The following is a 17,688-nucleotide window of genomic DNA, read 5'->3' as shown; positions in this document are numbered from 1 at the left end:
GTTCTCATCCACAAGGAGGGCAGCATGGACAACAGCAGACAGGCATATCGGGATATTCACGCCTTGGCGGGCGATCTGCAGCAATCAACGCTGGTGCAGGGCGGCCGGCTCCATATCGAGGTGCTTGAAGGCGCGGACGCCAGTCTGCTCATCAGCCTGCCCGAATTCGGCGATCTGCCGGTCCACGTGGCCCTGTCGGGCGACCAGCTGGTGGTGGAGGCCTTTCTCTGGCCCGCCGACCAGGTGCACGACCGCGCCGGCCTCAACGAGCAGATGCTGCGCCTGCAAAAGCTGTTTCCCTTCACCACCATGGCGCTGGAACCCCAGGCCCATGGCGGCGAGGGCTATGTGATGTTCGCCGCCCTGCATGCCAGCAGCAGCGAGGGCGACATCATTGCTGAAATCCTCACCCTGGCCGACAGCGTCATCCAGGCCACCGAGGCGCTGGCCCACTATCTGACCCCTGCGCCGGTGCCCGCGCCAGTGCAGGCCTGAAGCCTGCCCGTTGAAGACACTGAGCCCCAAGGAGATCATCATGACCATCTGGAACAAGCTGGTGACCGCGTTGCGCGGCGCAGCGCACGAGGCCGGCGAGGCGGTGACCGACAGCCAGGCCCTGCGCATCCTGGACCAGGAAATCCGCGATGCCGACAGCGACCTGAACAAGTCCAAGGAAGCGCTGGCCGACATCATGGCCAAGCAAAAGCTGGCGGCCGGCAAGCTCAAGCAGACCCAGGAACGCATTGCCGAGTACGAGGGCTATGCCGTCAAGGCGCTGGACACCAGTGACGAGGCGCTGGCGCTGGAAGTGGCCGGCAAGGTCTCCGTGCTGGAGACGCAGCGCGACGAGGAGCAATCCCAGCTGGACGCCTACACGCAAAGCGTCGAGCAGCTGCGCGTGGCCATACAGACGGCGCAAACGCATATCAAGCGTCTCAAGCAGCAGGCCGACACCGTCAAGGCCACGGAAAGCGTGCAGCGCGCCCAGGCCACGGTGGCCGGCCGCTACGCAGGCTCGCAGACGCGCGTGCAAAGCGCGCTGGATTCTCTGGAGCGCATCAAGCAAAAGCAGGCAGAGCGCGGTGCGCGCATGGAAAGCGCGGCCGAGCTGGCGCGCGACAGCAGCGAAGACGCGCTGGATGCCAAGCTGCGCGCCGCCGGCATCACGCCCCAGGCGGGCAATGCGCAATCGGTACTGGAACGCCTGAAGGCGCAGCGCGCAGCCGCTGGCGGAAAAAGCGCTTGATGCGCGGCCGTGGTCCGGGCAGGCCGCGTCGTGCCCGCCGTCCTGGCTGCCGGGTTTGAAGGGAGGAGATAAAACATGTCTGCATTCCTGCAATACGCGTTCGGCTTTCCGACCTTCATCTTCGGCGCCTTGCTGCTGTTCATGCTGCTGTACTGGCTGATCGCCATGCTGGGCCTGCTGGAGGTGGACTCGCTGGACCACTGGGTGCTGTTCGACGGCAGCGACCATGCGCACGGCGTGGAGCACTCGGCCAGCGCGCTGGCCGGGCTGCTGCTCAAGGTGGGCCTGGGCGGCATTCCGCTCACGGTCATCCTCACCGTGCTGTTCCTGCTGTCCTGGCTGGCTTCCTATGTGCTGTGCCATTTCGTGCCCATGCCCCAGGGCTGGGCCCTGGTGAACCTGCTGACCGGCACCTTGGTGGCCGTGGCGGCTGCCGTGCTGGGCTTTGCCGCCACGGTGCTGGTGCTGCGCCCGCTGCGGGGCATCGTCAACAAGGTGGCGCCTGCAGAGGAGCCCAAGGTGCTGCTGGGCCGCACCGGCCTGGTGCGCAGCGCCGTGGTGGACGGCACGCAGGGCTACGGCAGCGTGGAGGACGGCGGCGCCGGCCTGAACGTGCAGATGCGCTCGCCCGAGCGCGCACTGGGCCGGGGCACCGAGATCGTGCTTATCGAGCACCTGCCCGAGCACAACGCCTGGCGCGTGGTCAGCAAGGCCGAGTTCGACGGCACCGAGCTGCCGCGCTAGCTCCAGGAATTTCCAGGAATTCCTTCCTATTCGTTCCCATTGATTCCCATTGGCCCGGGCGCCCGTGCGGCGGGCGCGGCCTTTGCGTTTTTCAGCGTTTTCACAGATAGCAATTCACAGGGGAGATTCGCATGAACATGAGCAACATGGAGTGGTACATCGTCGCCGGGGTGGTGATCGGTTCCGTCTTCGTCGTCATCCTCGGGCTGTTCGCCCTGGTCAAGGCCTTCTACATCAAGGTCCCGCAGGGCACGGCACTGATCATCAACGACACCACCTCGCAGCCCAAGGTCAAGTTCACGGGCGGCCTGGTGCTGCCGGTGATCCACAAGAAGGAATTCATGCAGATCTCGCTGCTGACGCTGGAGATCGACCGGCGCGGCAAGGAAGGCCTGATCTGCCGCGACAACATGCGCGCCGACATCACCGTGGCCTTCTACTTGCGTGTCAATGAAACGGCCGAGGACGTGCTCAAGGTGGCCAAGGCCATCGGCGTGGACCGGGCCTCGGACAAGACGGCCGTCAACGACCTGTTCAACGCCAAGTTCTCCGAGGCGCTCAAGACCGTGGGCAAGCAGATCGAGTTCGTGAAGCTGTTCGAGAACCGCCAGGATTTCCGCGACCAGATCATCCATGTCATCGGCAACGACCTCAACGGCTATGTGCTGGAGGACGTGGCCATCGACTATCTGGAGCAGACTCCCAAGTCCTCGCTGGACCCCAACAACATCCTGGATGCCGAAGGCATCCGCAAGATCACCGAGCTGACGGCCAACCAGAACATCGTCACCAACGAGCTCGAGCGCAACTCCGACCTGGCCATCACCAAGAAGAACGTGGAGACCAAGGAAGCCATGCTGGCGCTGGAGCGCCAGCAGGCCGACGCCGAGGCCCGCCAAAAGCGCGAGATCGCCACCATCCAGGCGCGCGAGCAGGCCGAGACCCAGAAGGTGCAGGAAGAAGAGCGCCTGAAGGCCGAGCAGGCCCGCATCCAGACCCAGGAGCAGCTGGACATCCGCGAGGAAAATCGCCAGCGCGAAGTGGCTGTGGCCCAGCAAAACCGTGAGCGTGCGGTGGTGATCGAGGTCGAGAAGGTCACGCGCGCCAAGGAGCTGGAGATCGTGGCCCGCCAGCGCGAGGTGGAGCTGCAGCGCATCGAGAAGGAAAAGGCCATCGAGGTCGAGAAGGCCAACATCGCCAATGTGGTGCGCGAGCGCGTGGTGGTGGAAAAGTCCGTGGCCCAGGAAGAGGAACGCATCAAGGAAGTGCGCGTGGTCTCCGAGGCCGAGCGCATGAAGCAGGTCACCGTGCTGACTGCCCAGGCCCAGGCCGAGGAAGACCTGGTGCGCCAGGTCAAGAAGGCGGAGGCCGAAGAGGCCGCCTCGCGCCACAAGGCCGTGGAAGTCACGACCATGGCCCAGGCCGAGCTGGAGGCGGCCAGCAAGACCGCCGAGGCCAAGAAGAAGCTGGCCGAGGCCATCGAGGTCGAGCGCGCCGCGCCCGGCCTGGCCGATGCCAAGGTGCGCGAAGTCACGGCCGCCGCCCTGGAAAAGGAAGGCCTGGCGCAGGCCAGGGTGATCGCCGAGAAGATGATGGCCGAGGCCAAGGGCCAGCAGGAAAAGGGCCTGGCCGAGGCGCGCGTCATCGAGGCCACGGCCGACGCCAACGAAAAGCAGGGCCTGGCCGATGCCAAGGTGCTGGAAGAGCGCCTGCTGGCCCAGGCGCGCGGCGAGGCCCAGGTGGGCGCGACCAAGGCCTTGGTCACCCGCGACGTGGGCACGTCCGAGGCCGATGTGCTGCGCGACAAGCTCTTCGCCGAGGCCAAGGGCCTGACCGAAAAGTTCACCGCGCTGGCCTCGCTGTCCGACCAGGCGCGCTCGCATGAGGAGTTCCGCATGCAGCTGGAGAAGAACTTCGAGCAGGCGCTGGCCGCCATCGAAGCCAACAAGAGCGTGGCCAAGGACCAGTCCGAGGTGCTGTCGGCCGCGCTCAGCAAGGCCAACATCGACATCGTGGGGGGCGAGGGCGCCTTCTTCGACAACTTCGCCAAGGCGCTGTCCGTGGGCAAGGCCGTGGAAGGCGTGGCGGGCAAGAGCCCCATCGTGCAGGACCTGATCGGCAAGTTCCTCAGCGGCAAGGGCGGCGCATCGCTGCTCAACGCGCTGGGCGACGGCAAGGGCCTGCCGCCCACGCAGAGGGTCGACTGAACGGTCGATTCAACGGCCGACTGAACGGGGCGGCCGCCCGGCCGCTCCCTCCGCCGGCTGCCCAGCCTCCCGCATCCGCCTTCGTCTTCGCCTGCCTGCCCGCCCGTCTGCCGGCCGGCGGGGAAAGGCGTGAATGGTCCCTGACACGCGAAAGCCCGTGACGCCCATGTCCCAACCGTCCCCATCGTCCACACCGTCCTCACCGCCCCTCTCCCCCGACACTGCCGCCTCCGCCGTGGACCAGGCAGTCGCCAGCGGCGGCTCCTACGAAGTGCTGGCCAAGCGCCTGGACGGCCAGGGGCAGGCGCTGGAGGCGCTGGTGCGCCAGCTCAACGAGGAGCGGCTGGAGGAATTCGGCCGCAGCCAGATGGAAGTCATCGGGCGCATGCGCGTGCGCACCGAAAACAACTGCCTGGGCCGCGACATCGCCCAGGTCGGCGGCTACCTGCTGTTCGGCTACAACGTCTTCATGGGCCTGAAGCAGTCCACGCGCGTGGAAGACGTGTTCGGCCTGTATCGCCTGCACGAGGGAGAGCAGGGCTACGAGGTCACTCCCGTGGACCTCAAGGACAGTTTCCTGGGCATACAGAGCTTCGTGCAGGACTTCCAGGAGCTGTACGCCTACTACAAGAACACGCGGCTGATGCAGCTGGCCGTGCGCGACGGCAAGCTGCTGGCGAGCTTCCAGATCGGCGAGCGCCTGTCCGATGTGCGCGTGTTCCGCTGGTCCGTGCCCGTGGACGGCCAGCCCATACGCTACATAGACAACCGCGGCGAGCGCGACATCGAACTGCCTGCGCCCCATGACTTCGAATGGCAGCGCGCCGGGCGCGAGCAACTCGTGCAGGGGCGCCACCCGCACATCAACGTGCTGGACAAGGTCTTCGTCGAGACCCTGGGCGGCACGCTGACCATCAAGGTCGAGAACAACACCAACGACGGACTGGGCATCTACAGCGAGCCCGTGCAGGAGAAGAACCAGTCGCTGGACGACGCCGTGTTCGAGTACGCCGCCGTCGGCAGCCTGATTCTGCTGAAGATCCTGCCCTACCGCGAAGAGCAGTGGCGCTACCTGATCTTCAACACCGTCTCCCGCCAGGTGCTGCGCATGGATGCCATCGGCGCGGCCTGCATCCAGCTGCCGCAGGACCACGGCATCATCTTCCCGGGCGGCTACTACCTGCAAAGCGGGGAGAACCGCTCGTTCGAGCAGAACATGCAGGGCATGCGCTACCGGCGCAGCATCCGATCGCCCAACGGCGAGGACGTGCTCTACGTGTTCTACGAGCCCGAGAGCGGGCGCATGGCGCTGTTCAAGTACAACCTGATCGAGCGCGCCCTGCAGCCGCCCATCATCGGCCACGGCCATGCGCGCATGGACGACGGGCGCATCGTCATCTTCGCGGCCGAGAGCAACGAAGCCTCGCGCGTGCACCCCATGCAGGTCTGGCGCACGCCCTTCGCCTCGGACGACTACGCGGCGCGCCAGCCGCAGCGCGACAGCTTCCTGGGCCGCATAGGCAATGCCGAGCTGGTCAGCGGCATCTCGGACCTGTACAGCGTGCGCAAGGAAATCGCGGCCACCGAGGTCTCGCTGCCGCGCTACGAGCGCCTGATCGACGCCGCGCGCCGCCTGTTCGAGCGCTACCACTGGCTGGGCGCGCCGCAGCTCAAGGGGGTGCACGAGACCCTGCTGGGCATCGTCGCCACGGGTGATGCGGTCATCGACGAGTACGAAAAGGTCGAGAGCATCCGCAATGCCTCGGCCAAGGCCATGGGCGAGGTGTCCGGCCGCCATGGCCGGTTGCTCAAGCAGTTGCGCCTGGCGGACTGGAAGGGCATTGGCGAATACGTGGATGCGCTCACCCAGCTGGGCCAGCTGCGCGGCCAGCTCATGGCCACGCGCGACCTGCGCTATGTGGACCAGGCCGCCATCGACACCATGGTGCAGGGCGTCAACGAGGCCCAGGCCGATGTCTCCCAGCGCACGGCCGCCTTCATTGCCACCGACGAGGCCATGCAGCCCTATGCCGAGCAGCTGCAGGCGCTGGACCAGGCTGCGCAGGCGGCAGCCACGGTGGCGCAGATCAACGAGCCGCTGGCGCGCATGGCCGACATGGCGGCCGCGCTGGACATGCTGTCCGAGCTGATGGGCAGCCTGTCCATCGACGACGCCACGCAGCGCACCCAGGTGGTGGATCGCATCTCGGCCGTCTATGCGCGCCTGAACCAGGTGCGTGCACGCGCCGAGCAGCGCAGGTCGGGCCTGGGCGGCGCCGAGAACGTGGCCCAGTTCGCGGCCCAGCTGGCGCTGTTCTCGCAAAGCATCGTCAGCGCCCTGGGCCTGGCGCAGACGCCCGAGAAATGCGACGAGCAGCTGGCGCGCCTGCTGGTGCAGCTGGAGGAGATCGAAAGCCGCTTCGGCGAGCACGAGCAGTTCCTCGGCGACATCATGGCCAAGCGCGAGGAAGTGCTGGAGAGCTTCGAGGCGCGCCGCCAGTCGCTGCAGGACGAGCGCCAGCGCAAGGCGCAAGGCGTGCTGGACGCGGCCCTGCGCATCGTGCAGAGCCTGCCCAAGCGCACCGAGAAACTGGCCAGTGCCGACGCGCTGCATGCGTTCTTTGCAGGCGATCCGCTGATCGGCAAGCTCAAGGAGCTGTCCCAGCGCCTGCGAGAGCAACTGCACGACCCGGTCAAGGCCGACGATATCGACGGCCGCGTCAAGAACCTGCGCGACCAGGCGTTTCGCGCGCTGCAGGACCGCAGCGAGCTGTACGAAGGCGGCGGCGCCATCATTCGCCTGGGCCGCCACCGCTTCAGCGTGGGCAACCAGGAACTGGACCTGACCCTGCTGCCGCGCAACGGCGCTTTGTTCCTGCACCTGGTCGGCACCGAGTATTTCGAGCCCGTGGACAACCCCGAGCTGGCCGCTTTGCAGGCCTACTGGGATGCCTCCACGCCGGCCGAATCGGCAGACTTCTATCGCGGTGAATACCTGGCCCTGGAAGTGGTGCAGGCCGCACGCCAGCGCCGCGACGGCTGGAGCGAGGCCCGGCTGGCCCAGTTGCTGCCCGACGAGGCGGCACTGACCCAGGCCATCCGCGAATTTTCCGCGCCGCGCTACCGCGAAGGCTATGAGCGCGGTATCCACGACCATGATGCGGCCCGCATCCTGCAGGTGCTGCTGCCCCTGCGCGATGCCGCCGGCGTGCTGCGCTTTGCGCCCCACGCCCGTGCGCTGGCCCTGCTGTTCTGGAGCGCACAGGCCCAGGTGCAGCAGCCGCAGCTGGCTGCCGCCATGGCGCAGTGGCCGCTGCGCGCCCAGCAGGCCCAGGCCATGCAGCAGATGTTCGGCAGCGAGGCCGAGCAGCTGAGCCTGCGCGCCGACATTTCCGAGCGCCTGCGCGCCTATGCCGACGAGCGGGGCCTGCTGCGCGACCTGCTGCCAGGACAGGCGGCGTCCGCAGACAGCGATATCGACAGCCTCATCCACGGCGCCGCCGACTACCTGCAGGCCGAGCTGGCGCAAAAGGCCGTGCGCTTTTCCTTCTCCAGCTACAGCCAGTCGGCCATTGCCGCACTGCAGGCCGCCGTGCAGCAGCAGGCCCAGCCGCTGCAGCGCTGGGAGGAAATGCAGGCCTACTGGCAGGGCGAGGACCGGCACGACAAGCCTTTGGCGCCGCTGGACCAGCGCTGGCGCAGCGCGCTGCACTGGCTGCAGACCGCCTGTCGCGCGCTGGACGACGGGCAAGGGCAGGCCTGGCTGGCCTATTGCGGCGAAGCCGCCGCCTGGCTGTGCTGCGCCGGCCCACTGCCCTGCAAGGTCAGCAATGTGGACCTGCGCCATGAAGTGCCGGGCCTGCTGGGCCAGCATCCGCGCATTGCGGACGGCCGCATGTGGCTGCAGATCGACGACCTGGGCCAGCGCGCCGCGCGCCATTTCCGCAGCTTTGTCCCCGAATTCGGCCGCTACCAGGCGCTGCGCCAGCAGCTGCTGCAGGACTGGCGCTCGCGCGTGCGGGTGGACGAATTCAAGGCCCGGCCGCTGTCGTCCTTTGTGCGCAACCGGCTCATCAACGAGATCTACCTGCCCGTGATCGGCGACAACCTGGCCAAGCAGATCGGCGTGGCTGGCGAGAACAAGCGCACGGACCAGATGGGGCTGCTGATGATGATCTCGCCGCCCGGCTACGGCAAGACCACGCTGATGGAGTACGTGGCCAACCGCCTGGGCCTGATCTTCATGAAGATCAACGGCCCGGCGCTGGGCCACTCGGTGCGCTCGCTGGACCCGGCCCAGGCGCCGGACGCCACGGCGGCCAAGGAGCTGGAAAAGCTCAACCTGGCGCTGGAGATGGCCAACAACGTGATGCTGTACATCGACGACATACAGCACACGCACCCCGAGTTCCTGCAGAAATTCATCTCGCTGTCGGACGGCACGCGCCGCATCGAGGGCGTGTGGAAGGGCCAGACCCGCACCCACGACATGCGCGGCAAGCGCTTTTGCGTGGTCATGTCGGGCAATCCGTACACCGAGTCGGGCGAGGTCTTCAAGATCCCCGACATGCTGGCCAACCGTGCCGACATCTACAACCTGGGCGATGTGCTGGGCGGCATGCAGGAGGTGTTCAAGCTCAGCTATATCGAAAACAGCATGACCTCGAACGCCGTGCTGGCGCCGATGGCCACGCGCAGCCTGCAGGACCTGTACCTGCTGCTGGACAAGGCGCAGGGCAGGGATGTCTCGGGCAACGCGCTGTCGCACGACTATTCATCGGCCGAACTGCGCGAGATCGAGGCCGTGCTGGCCCGCATGGTGCAGGTGCGCGAGCTGGTGTTCAAGGTCAACCAGCAGTACATCCAGAGCGCCGCGCAGGACGACGGCTACCGCACCGAGCCGGCCTTCAGGCTGCAGGGCAGCTACCGCAACATGAACAAGCTGGCCGAAAAAATCACCCCGGTGATGAACGACCAGGAAATGCAGCAGATGCTGGCCGACCACTACCAGGGCGAAGCGCAGATGCTGACCACGGGCGCCGAGGAGAACCTGCTCAAGCTCGCCGAGCTGCGCGGGCAGATGAGCGACGAGGACAGCGCCCGCTGGCAGCAGATACGCCAGCAGTTCCTGCGCCGCCAGGCCGCAGTCGGCGCCAATGCCGACGCCGCCACGCGCGAGGTGGCCCAGTCGGTGGCCCAGCCCCAGCAGCAGGCGATGCAGGAAGGCGCCGCCGAACAGTCCCAGCTCCTGCAAGCGCTGCAGGCACTGCTGGCCCGGCTGCTGCAGACGCAAAGCGCCGCAGGCGACTCGCTGCACGGCATACGCGAGCTGATGGCGCAAAGGGCGGCCAGCGAGCCCGCCAGCACCAAGGCCGGCACCCCGTCGGAGGTGCAGGCCGCCCAGGACCGTCAGGCCCTGGTTCACATGCTGGGCCAACTGCTGACCCGGTCGCTGGCCCAGTCCCTGGAGCCCGTGGTCACGCACCTGGACCAGGCCCGCCGCCAGCAGCTGGGCCTGCACCGCGTGCTGATGCAGGTGGCCACGCGCATGCAGGAGCAGATCGACGCCCAGCGCGCGGGCCGTCCCGTGCCGGCTGCGGGCGCCATACGCTCCGAGGAAATCGACAAGGCCTTCGAGCGCATGCAGCGCGGCGACGTGCCGCCTGCGGCCTAGGCGCAGCGCCGGGGCCGGGGCAGGGGCAGGGGCAGGGCCCATCGGCAAAGGCTGGGGCGCTTTGCTGGCGCTGCCTTTGCATGGGCCGGGGGTCCTCGCACGTCTGCATGCGCTGATCCTTCATCGGACAACCCGATGTCCCGGACGTTGGACCATCACCTACAACCCGGGGCGCGTCCCGAACCGATGCTTGGAGTGGCGTGTTCGCAGCAGTGTGCACGCCCCACGAAGAGCCAACACGATGGACGCCCCATGGAACACAACACCCAGCTTTCCGTTTCGCGGAGGGACCTGCTGATTGCAGGTGCCTCCACGGCTGCGGCAACGGCCGTGCCTCGATCGGCCGGCGCGCAAGTGCAGCCTCCCTCCATCCCCGAAGGGGTCCAGCTGCCCGTCACCCTGCAAGTCAACGGCAAGGAACACCGCCTGGACCTGGACACCCGCACCACGCTGCTCGACGCCCTGCGCGAGCACCTGCACCTGACCGGCACCAAGAAAGGCTGCGACCATGGCCAGTGTGGGGCCTGCACGGTGCTGGTCAATGGCCGGCGGGTTGTGTCCTGCCTGAGCCTGGCCGTGATGAACCAGGGCGCCGCCGTGACCACCATCGAAGGCCTGGGCACGCCGCAATCCCCGCACGCCATGCAGGCCGCCTTCGTGCGGCATGACGGATTCCAGTGCGGCTACTGCACGCCGGGGCAGATCTGCTCTGCCGTGGGCGTGCTCGATGAAATCAAACGCGGCATGCCCAGCCATGCCAGCGAAGACATCGTGGCCCAGCCCCTGGTGTCGGCCCATGAACTGCGTGAACGCATGAGCGGCAACCTGTGCCGCTGCGGGGCATATTCCAACATCGTCGATGCCATCACCGAAGTGGGAGGGGAGGGGCGGACATGATTGCCTTCACCTACGAACGCGCCCAATCCCCCGCGCAGGCTGCCGCCGCCGTGGCGGCCCGGCCGGGCGCCCGCTTCATCGCCGGGGGCACGAATCTGCTGGACCTGATGAAGCTGCAGATAGAAACCCCCGTGCATCTGGTCGATGTCAACGGCACCGGCATAGACACCGTGGAGCCCACCGCGCAAGGCGGCTTGCGCATAGGCGCGCTGGTGCGCAACAGCGACCTGGCTGCCCATGCGCGCGTGCGGCGCGACTACGGCGTGCTGACCCGCGCCCTGGTGGCCGGCGCCTCTGGCCAATTGCGCAACATGGCGACCACGGGCGGCAATCTGCTGCAGCGCACCCGCTGCCCGTATTTCTACGACACCAATATGCCGTGCAACAAGCGCGTGCCGGGCAGCGGCTGTTCGGCCATTGCCGGCGTGAGCCGCCAGCATGCTGTGATCGGCGGCAGCGAGGCCTGCATTGCCACCCACCCCAGCGACATGGCCGTGGCGCTGCGCGCACTGGATGCCACGGTGGAAACCATCCAGGCCGACGGCAAGGCCCGCGTCATCCCCATTGCCGACTTCCACCGGCTGCCCGGCACCACGCCGCATGTAGAGACGGCCTTGCAGGCCGGCGAACTGATCACCTCCGTCACCCTGCCGCCGCCGCCGGGCGGCACGCACATCTATCACAAGGTGCGCGACCGTGCCTCCTATGCCTTTGCGCTGGTGTCGGTGGCCGCCATCGTGCAGCGCGACGGCAGCGGGCGCGTGGCCCTGGGCGGCGTGGCGCACAAGCCCTGGCGAGTGGAGGCGGCCGAAGCGTTGATGCCGCAGGGCGCCAAGGCCGTTGCCGACCGCCTGCTGGCAGGCGCCCGGCCCACGCACGACAACGCCTTCAAACTCACGCTGGCCGAGCGCACGCTTGCCTCCGTGCTGGACCAGGCCAGGAACTGACGCCATGAAATTCGACACCCCCGCAACGGTCAACCCCATTGACCAGCTCAAGATCATCGGCCAGCCGATGAACCGCATCGACGGCCTGCTCAAGACCACCGGCACGGCGCCGTATGCCTATGAGCGGCATGACGTGGTCCAGCACCCGGCCTATGGCTATGTGGTGGGCTCGGCCATTGCCAAGGGCCGCATCCGCAGCATCGGGCTGGCGCAGGCAAGCCGCGCGCCCGGCGTGCTGGCCATCGTCACCGCACAGACCGCTGGCAAGCTGGGCCAGGGCAAGATGAACACCGCGCCGCTGCTGGCAGGCCCCCAGGTGGCCCACTACCACCAGGCCGTGGCCCTGGTGGTGGCGGAAACCTTCGAGCAGGCGCGCGCTGCCGCGCAATTGGTCCGTGTGGACTACGAGCCCGTGGCTGGCGCCTATGACTTGGCCAAGGCCAGGGACTCCGCCGTGCCACCCGACAGCATCAATGGCGATGCGCCGGACACGGCCATTGGCGATTTCGAAGGCGCCTTCGCCTCTGCCCCCGTGAAGGTGGACGCCACATACACCACGCCAGACCAGTCGCACGCCATGATGGAGCCCCATGCCACGCTGGCCGCATGGAAGGGCGACCAGCTCACGGTATGGACCTCGAACCAGATGATTGCCTGGGGGCAGGGCGAGCTGGCAAAGACGCTGGGCATTCCCAAGGACAAGGTGCGCCTGGTCTCGCCATTCATCGGCGGCGGTTTTGGCGGCAAGCTGTTCCTGCGGGCCGATGCACTGCTGGCCGCATTGGGCGCCCGCGCGGCAGGCCGGCCCGTCAAGGTCGCACTGCAGCGCCCGCTGATGGCCAACAACACCACGCACCGCCCGGCCACCATCCAGCGTGTGCGCATCGCGGCAGGGCAGGACGGCAGGATCACCGCCATCGGCCACGAAAGCTGGTCGGGCGACCAGCCCGGAGGATCGGCGGACGGTGCCGTGGACCAGACCCGCCGCATGTATGCCGGCACCCATCGCATGACCGCCACGCGCCTGGCCGTGCTGGACTTGCCCGAGGCCAATGCCATGCGCGCCCCCGGCGAAGCCACGGGGCACATGGCCCTGGAAGTTGCCATGGACGAGCTGGCGGAAAAGCTCGGCATCGATCCCGTGGAGCTGCGCATCCGCAACGACACCCAGGTGGTGCCGGACAGCGGCAAGAAGCCGCAACCCGAGGCGAAGGAGGGCACCCCTGCCCAGGAGCACAAGCCGTTTTCCCGCCGTGAGTTCGTGCAGTGCCTGCGCACGGGCGCCGAGCGCTTCGGATGGAGCAAGCGCAATCCCCAGCCGGCCCAACGGCGCGAAGGGCGCTGGCTGATCGGCCTGGGCATGGCCGGCGCCTACCGTGGCGCGCCTGTCATGAAGTCCGCCGCCCGCGTGCGCCTGGACAGGCAGGGCATGCTCACCGTGGAAACCGACATGACCGACATCGGCACGGGCAGCTACACCATCATTGCCCAGACGGCGGCCGAGATGCTGGGCCTGCCGCTGCAGCAGGTGCGCGTGCGGCTGGGCGACTCCGGCTTTCCCGTGTCTGCCGGCTCGGGCGGGCAATGGGGCGCGGCCAGTGCCACCTCCGGCGTCTATGCCGCCTGCGTGAAGCTGCGCGAGGCCGTGGCGCGCAAGCTGGGCATGGACCCGGGGACGGCCGAATTCGCGGATGGGCATGTGCAGGCGGGCGGCAAGCGCCGGGCTCTGGCCAGCGCTGCCGGCGACGGCGACCTGACGGCCGAGGATGCCATCGAATTCGGCGTGCTCGACAAGAAGATGCAGCAGTCCACCTTTGGCGCGCACTTCGTGGAGGTCGCCGTGGACGCCTTCACTGCAGAGGTCCGCGTGCGGCGCATGCTGGCCGTTTGCGCGGCCGGCCGCATCCTCAATCCCAAGACGGCCCGCAGCCAGGTCATCGGCGCCATGACCATGGGCGTGGGAGCGGCCCTGATGGAAGAGCTGGCCGTGGACACGCGACTGGGCTTGTTCGTCAACCACGACCTGGCGGGCTATGAGGTGCCCGTGCATGCCGACATCCCGCACCAGGAAGTGATCTTTCTGGACGAGGTCGATCCCATGGCCTCGCCCATGAAGGCCAAGGGCGTGGGCGAGCTGGGCATCTGCGGCGTGAGCGCGGCCATTGCCAACGCCATCTACAACGCCACCGGCGTACGCGTGCGTGACTATCCGGTCACGCTCGACAAGCTGCTGGCGGGGCTGGGGAGGCTGGCATGACAGGGGAGTGCACCTGAGGCAGCCCGCTCAGGCCCTGGATTCTTGATGAACGAAGGCCGGTCACCTCTGGGTGGCCGGCCTTTTTGCATGTGGCCATCAATAAAACGCATAGCTTGCGCGTCCGTCGGCATTGGCCTGGAGAGGCTGGCGTGGAGATACTTTTTGCACTGGGGAATGTAGGCGCTGTGCACTCCGAACACAGGCCGCCCCGGTTTCCCCACAACAGAACCTGACCTGGGCGCGAAGCGCCTGCCAGGGCAAAGAGACAACCTGCTCCGACAAGGACTTGTATGAAAGATATCCGCAAGACGATGGACGAGGGCGCCATGGCGCCGTTCCAGTGGCTGGCCGTGGCCATCTGCATCCTGCTCATCATGCTGGACGGCTTCGATGTGCTGGTGATGGCCTTCACCGCCTCGGCCGTCGCTGCCGAGTGGAAGCTCAACGGGGCGCAGCTGGGCGTGCTGTTCAGTGCCGGGCTGATCGGCATGGCCCTGGGCTCGCTGTTCCTGGCGCCCGTGGCCGACCGCCGTGGCCGGCAACCCGTCATCGTGCTGTGCCTGGTCGTGGTGTCCGTGGGCATGCTGCTTTCTGCCGCAGCGCGCAGCTATGTGGAACTGGCAGCCCTGCGCGCCATGACGGGCGTGGGCATTGGCGGCATGCTGGCCAGCGTGGGGGTGATCACCTCGGAGTATTCATCGAACAAATGGCGCAGCACGGCGATTGCGCTGCAGGCCACGGGTTATCCGATTGGCGCCACGCTGGGCGGGCTCATGGCCGCCTGGCTGCTGGCACACCATGGCTGGCGCTCGGTCTTTGTGTTCGGCGGCCTGGCCACGGCGCTGATGGTGCCCATCGTGCTGTGGCGGCTGCCGGAGTCGGTGGACTTTCTGTTGGGCCGTCGCCCGGCGCGTGCGCTGGAAAAGCTCAACCGCCTGATGGCACTCATGGGGCACCCCGCCATGCTGCAGCTGCCCGCGCAAGCCGGCCGTGACGTCCAGCAGGGCAATACCGTGGCCGCATTGTTCAGGAGCGGCCTGGCGCGCCCCACGCTGATGCTCTGGGCCGGCTTCTTCCTGCTGATGTTCAGTGTCTACTTTTCCCTGAGCTGGACGCCCAAGCTGCTGGTGCAGGCCGGCCTGTCGGCACAGCAGGGCGTGACGGGCGGCGTGCTGCTCAACCTGGGAGGCATTGCCGGCGGCAGCCTGTTCGGCCTGCTGGCGGTGAAGGCCAAGCTGCGGCATCTGGCCATGGGCAGCCTGCTGCTGAATGCCTTGTTCACCGCGCTGTTCGGCCTGGCCTCGGCCAGCCTGGGCTGGGCGTTTGCCGCGGCCGTAGGCGTGGGCGTGTTCCTGTTCGCCTCCATGGCCGGGCTGTACGGGCTGGTGCCGGCCACCTATCCGGCCCAGGTGCGCGCCACCGGCATGGGCTGGGCCATAGGCATTGGGCGCATAGGCGCCATCGTGGCGCCCACCATGGCCGGCCTGCTGCTGGACGGTGGCTGGCAGCCTGCCTCGCTGTACTACGTCTTTGCCTTGCCGCTGATTGCCGCTGCGCTGGCCGTGTGGGCCACGGGTGCCGGCCGCGCCCTGGCGCCGGGGGGTGGCGCGCTGCGAGCGCCTGGTGCTTGATCCTTGAACCCCTATCCGTGAGCACGCGCCCGAGCGCCCGAGCGCCCAAGCGCTCAAGCGCTCAAGCGCAGGAGAAACACTTCCATGGCATTGGACAAACCCTATCTCGACGTACCGGGAACCACGGTCTTCGACGCCGAGCAATCCCGCCAGGGCTACTGGCTCAACCAGTTCTGCATGTCGCTGATGAAGGCCGAGAACCGCGAGCGCTTTCGGGCTGACGAGCGCGCCTATCTGGGCGAATGGGCCATGACGGCCGAGCAAAGACAGGCCGTGCTGGACCGCGACCTGAACCGCTGCATTGCGCTGGGCGGAAACATCTACTTCCTCGTGAAGATCGGCGCCACCGACGGCGTCAGCGTGCAGAACATGGTCTCGACCATGAGCGGCATGAACGAGGAGGACTACCGCCAGATGATGCTGGGCGGCGGACGCAGCATCAATGGAAACCGCTACCTGCATGAGCAGGAACGACAGGAAAAAGGCATCTGATGGCACGCATCACCGCATCCGTCTACACCTCGCATGTGCCCGCCATCGGCGCGGCCATTGACCTGGGCAAGGCGGGCGACCCCTATTGGCAGCCGCTGTTCAAGGGCTTCGAGCACTCGCGCCAATGGCTCAAGGACAACAAGCCCGACGTGATCTTCCTGGTCTACAACGACCACGCGACCGCGTTCAGCCTGGACTTCATCCCGACGTTTGCCATCGGCACGGCCGCGGAATACCAGCCCGCCGACGAAGGCTGGGGCCCGCGCCCCGTGCCAAAGGTCGTCGGCCATCCGGAACTGGCCAGCCACATCGCGCAGTCGGTGATCCAGCAGGACTTCGACCTGACCATCGTCAACAAGATGGACGTGGACCACGGCCTGACCGTGCCGCTGTCGCTGATGTGCGGCGAGCAGGACGCGCGCACGGGCGCCTGGCCCTGCCCGGTGATTCCGTTTGCCGTCAACGTGGTGCAGTACCCCGTGCCGTCGGGCCAGCGCTGCTTCAACCTGGGCCGGGCCATTCGCCGCGCCGTGGAAAGCTTCGACGAAGACCTGAACGTGCAGATCTGGGGCACGGGCGGCATGAGCCACCAGCTGCAGGGCGCGCGTGCGGGCCTGATCAACAAGGAGTGGGACAACCGCTTCCTGGACCTGCTGATCGAGAACCCTGCCGGTTTGGCCAAGATGCCGCATATCGACTACGTGCGCGAGGCTGGCTCCGAAGGCATCGAGCTGGTGATGTGGCTGATCGCGCGCGGTGCCATGGCCGATGTGGATGGCCCCGCGCCGCTGCCCAAGGTCAACCACCGCTTCTACCATGTGCCGGCATCGAACACCGCTGTCGGACACCTCATCCTGGAGAACGCAGCATGAGCCGGCCTTGCATGGTACTTCTGCCGGGCCTGCTGTGCGACGAGACGGTCTGGCACGAGCAGCAGGCGGCCCTGTCCTTTGCCGGTGCTGCCGAGTGCATTGTTCCGTCCTATGGCGCGGCGGCCACCATCGAAGACATGGCGCGCCTGGTGCTGGATGGCGTGGCGGCCGAGCGGTTTTCGCTGGCGGGCCATTCCATGGGCGGGCGCGTGGCCCTGGCCATTGCCGGCATGGCGCCCCAGCGTGTGGAACGGCTGGCCTTGCTGGACACCGGCATGGACCCCATCGCCCCGGGCGAGGCCGGCGAGAGCGAACGCGCCAAGCGCATGGCGCTCTTGCAGATCGCCCGGAACAGCGGCATGCGCGAGATGGGCCTGCAATGGGCGCGCGGCATGGTGCATCCGGACCGGCTCGATACGCCGCTGTTCAGTGAGGTGCTCGACATGGTGGCGCGCTTCACGCCCGAGGTGTTCGCCGCGCAGATCAATGCCTTGCTGAACCGCCCCGATGCGGGCGATGTGCTCAGGCAGCTGCGCTGCCCGACCCTGCTGGCCTGCGGTCGCCAGGATGCCTGGAGCCCGCTGTCACGCCATGAGCGCATGCAGGCCCTGTGCCCGGGCGCCGAGCTGGTGGTGATCGAGGACAGCGGCCACATGAGCACCATGGAGCAGCCGCAGCAGGTGTCGCGGGCACTGCTCGACTGGATGGGGCGCTGAGCGAG

General features: G+C 67.4%; 12 protein-coding genes. All 12 read left to right on the top strand.

Annotated elements, in window-relative coordinates; translation table 11 throughout:
* Positions 1 to 24: 24 nt before the first annotated feature.
* The 12 genes from HFGMBDPB_RS16900 to HFGMBDPB_RS16845 all read left to right on the top strand — a co-directional run bounded on the left by HFGMBDPB_RS16900 (position 25) and on the right by HFGMBDPB_RS16845 (position 17,683).
* The gene (locus HFGMBDPB_RS16900) at positions 25 to 495 is read left to right on the top strand and encodes a YjfI family protein (RefSeq protein WP_223275219.1); all 471 of its coding nucleotides are present in this window, start codon (positions 25 to 27) and stop codon (positions 493 to 495) included.
* A 40-nt stretch (positions 496 to 535) separates the two neighbouring features.
* A complete protein-coding gene (locus HFGMBDPB_RS16895) occupies positions 536 to 1,246 on the top strand; it encodes a PspA/IM30 family protein (RefSeq protein WP_016446962.1) in 711 nt (236 codons plus the stop codon).
* A 75-nt stretch (positions 1,247 to 1,321) separates the two neighbouring features.
* Entirely contained in the window at positions 1,322 to 1,990 is a 669-nt protein-coding gene (locus tag HFGMBDPB_RS16890; RefSeq protein ID WP_016453393.1) for a hypothetical protein, read from the top strand.
* Positions 1,991 to 2,121: 131 nt separating this feature from the next.
* The gene (locus tag HFGMBDPB_RS16885; RefSeq protein WP_046240080.1) at positions 2,122 to 4,197 is read left to right on the top strand and encodes a hypothetical protein; all 2,076 of its coding nucleotides are present in this window, start codon (positions 2,122 to 2,124) and stop codon (positions 4,195 to 4,197) included.
* A 166-nt stretch (positions 4,198 to 4,363) separates the two neighbouring features.
* Positions 4,364 to 9,871: a DNA repair ATPase gene (locus tag HFGMBDPB_RS16880; protein ID WP_249343483.1), complete on the top strand. Its 5,508-nt coding sequence runs from the start codon at positions 4,364 to 4,366 to the stop codon at positions 9,869 to 9,871.
* Positions 9,872 to 10,123: 252 nt separating this feature from the next.
* Positions 10,124 to 10,768: an aldehyde dehydrogenase iron-sulfur subunit PaoA gene (gene paoA, locus HFGMBDPB_RS16875; protein ID WP_212645845.1), complete on the top strand. Its 645-nt coding sequence runs from the start codon at positions 10,124 to 10,126 to the stop codon at positions 10,766 to 10,768.
* Positions 10,765 to 11,715, top strand: coding sequence for an FAD binding domain-containing protein (locus tag HFGMBDPB_RS16870; RefSeq protein ID WP_212645844.1), 951 nt, complete (start codon positions 10,765 to 10,767; stop codon positions 11,713 to 11,715). Before paoA ends, HFGMBDPB_RS16870 begins: the two co-directional genes overlap by 4 nt.
* A 4-nt stretch (positions 11,716 to 11,719) precedes the next feature.
* Positions 11,720 to 13,972 carry an aldehyde oxidoreductase molybdenum-binding subunit PaoC gene (gene paoC, locus HFGMBDPB_RS16865; RefSeq protein ID WP_034368911.1) on the top strand — a complete coding sequence of 751 codons (2,253 nt, stop codon included), beginning with the start codon at positions 11,720 to 11,722 and terminating at the stop codon, positions 13,970 to 13,972.
* Positions 13,973 to 14,262: 290 nt separating this feature from the next.
* Positions 14,263 to 15,603 (top strand): MFS transporter, encoded by a 1,341-nt coding sequence (locus tag HFGMBDPB_RS16860; RefSeq protein WP_212645843.1) that lies wholly within the window; start codon positions 14,263 to 14,265, stop codon positions 15,601 to 15,603.
* Between the two features lie 84 nt (positions 15,604 to 15,687).
* Positions 15,688 to 16,095: a protocatechuate 4,5-dioxygenase subunit alpha gene (gene ligA, locus HFGMBDPB_RS16855; RefSeq protein ID WP_016453399.1), complete on the top strand. Its 408-nt coding sequence runs from the start codon at positions 15,688 to 15,690 to the stop codon at positions 16,093 to 16,095.
* Entirely contained in the window at positions 16,095 to 16,967 is an 873-nt protein-coding gene (locus tag HFGMBDPB_RS16850; RefSeq protein WP_212645842.1) for a class III extradiol dioxygenase subunit beta, read from the top strand. Before ligA ends, HFGMBDPB_RS16850 begins: the two co-directional genes overlap by 1 nt.
* A complete protein-coding gene (locus HFGMBDPB_RS16845; RefSeq protein WP_212645841.1) occupies positions 16,964 to 17,683 on the top strand; it encodes an alpha/beta fold hydrolase in 720 nt (239 codons plus the stop codon). Before HFGMBDPB_RS16850 ends, HFGMBDPB_RS16845 begins: the two co-directional genes overlap by 4 nt.
* Positions 17,684 to 17,688: the final 5 nt, after the last annotated feature.

Origin of the sequence: Delftia sp. PE138, from assembly GCF_018320755.1 — a bacterium.
GTDB lineage: Bacteria > Pseudomonadota > Gammaproteobacteria > Burkholderiales > Burkholderiaceae_C > Comamonas > Comamonas tsuruhatensis.
The sequence above is the reverse complement of the archived record's forward strand: the minus strand, read 5'-3'. Positions and strand labels throughout refer to the sequence as shown.

What these genes read in the sequence shown, in the direction of transcription:
- HFGMBDPB_RS16870 (WP_212645844.1), top strand. Translation starts at nt 10,765, where the DNA reads ATGATTGCCTTCACCTACGAACGCGCCCAATCCCCCGCGCAGGCTGCC.
- HFGMBDPB_RS16860 (WP_212645843.1), top strand. Translation starts at nt 14,263, where the DNA reads ATGAAAGATATCCGCAAGACGATGGACGAGGGCGCCATGGCGCCGTTC.
- paoC (WP_034368911.1), top strand. Translation starts at nt 11,720, where the DNA reads ATGAAATTCGACACCCCCGCAACGGTCAACCCCATTGACCAGCTCAAG.
- paoA (WP_212645845.1), top strand. Translation starts at nt 10,124, where the DNA reads ATGGAACACAACACCCAGCTTTCCGTTTCGCGGAGGGACCTGCTGATT.
- ligA (WP_016453399.1), top strand. Translation starts at nt 15,688, where the DNA reads ATGGCATTGGACAAACCCTATCTCGACGTACCGGGAACCACGGTCTTC.
- HFGMBDPB_RS16850 (WP_212645842.1), top strand. Translation starts at nt 16,095, where the DNA reads ATGGCACGCATCACCGCATCCGTCTACACCTCGCATGTGCCCGCCATC.
- HFGMBDPB_RS16890 (WP_016453393.1), top strand. Translation starts at nt 1,322, where the DNA reads ATGTCTGCATTCCTGCAATACGCGTTCGGCTTTCCGACCTTCATCTTC.
- HFGMBDPB_RS16885 (WP_046240080.1), top strand. Translation starts at nt 2,122, where the DNA reads ATGAACATGAGCAACATGGAGTGGTACATCGTCGCCGGGGTGGTGATC.
- HFGMBDPB_RS16895 (WP_016446962.1), top strand. Translation starts at nt 536, where the DNA reads ATGACCATCTGGAACAAGCTGGTGACCGCGTTGCGCGGCGCAGCGCAC.
- HFGMBDPB_RS16880 (WP_249343483.1), top strand. Translation starts at nt 4,364, where the DNA reads ATGTCCCAACCGTCCCCATCGTCCACACCGTCCTCACCGCCCCTCTCC.
- HFGMBDPB_RS16900 (WP_223275219.1), top strand. Translation starts at nt 25, where the DNA reads ATGGACAACAGCAGACAGGCATATCGGGATATTCACGCCTTGGCGGGC.
- HFGMBDPB_RS16845 (WP_212645841.1), top strand. Translation starts at nt 16,964, where the DNA reads ATGAGCCGGCCTTGCATGGTACTTCTGCCGGGCCTGCTGTGCGACGAG.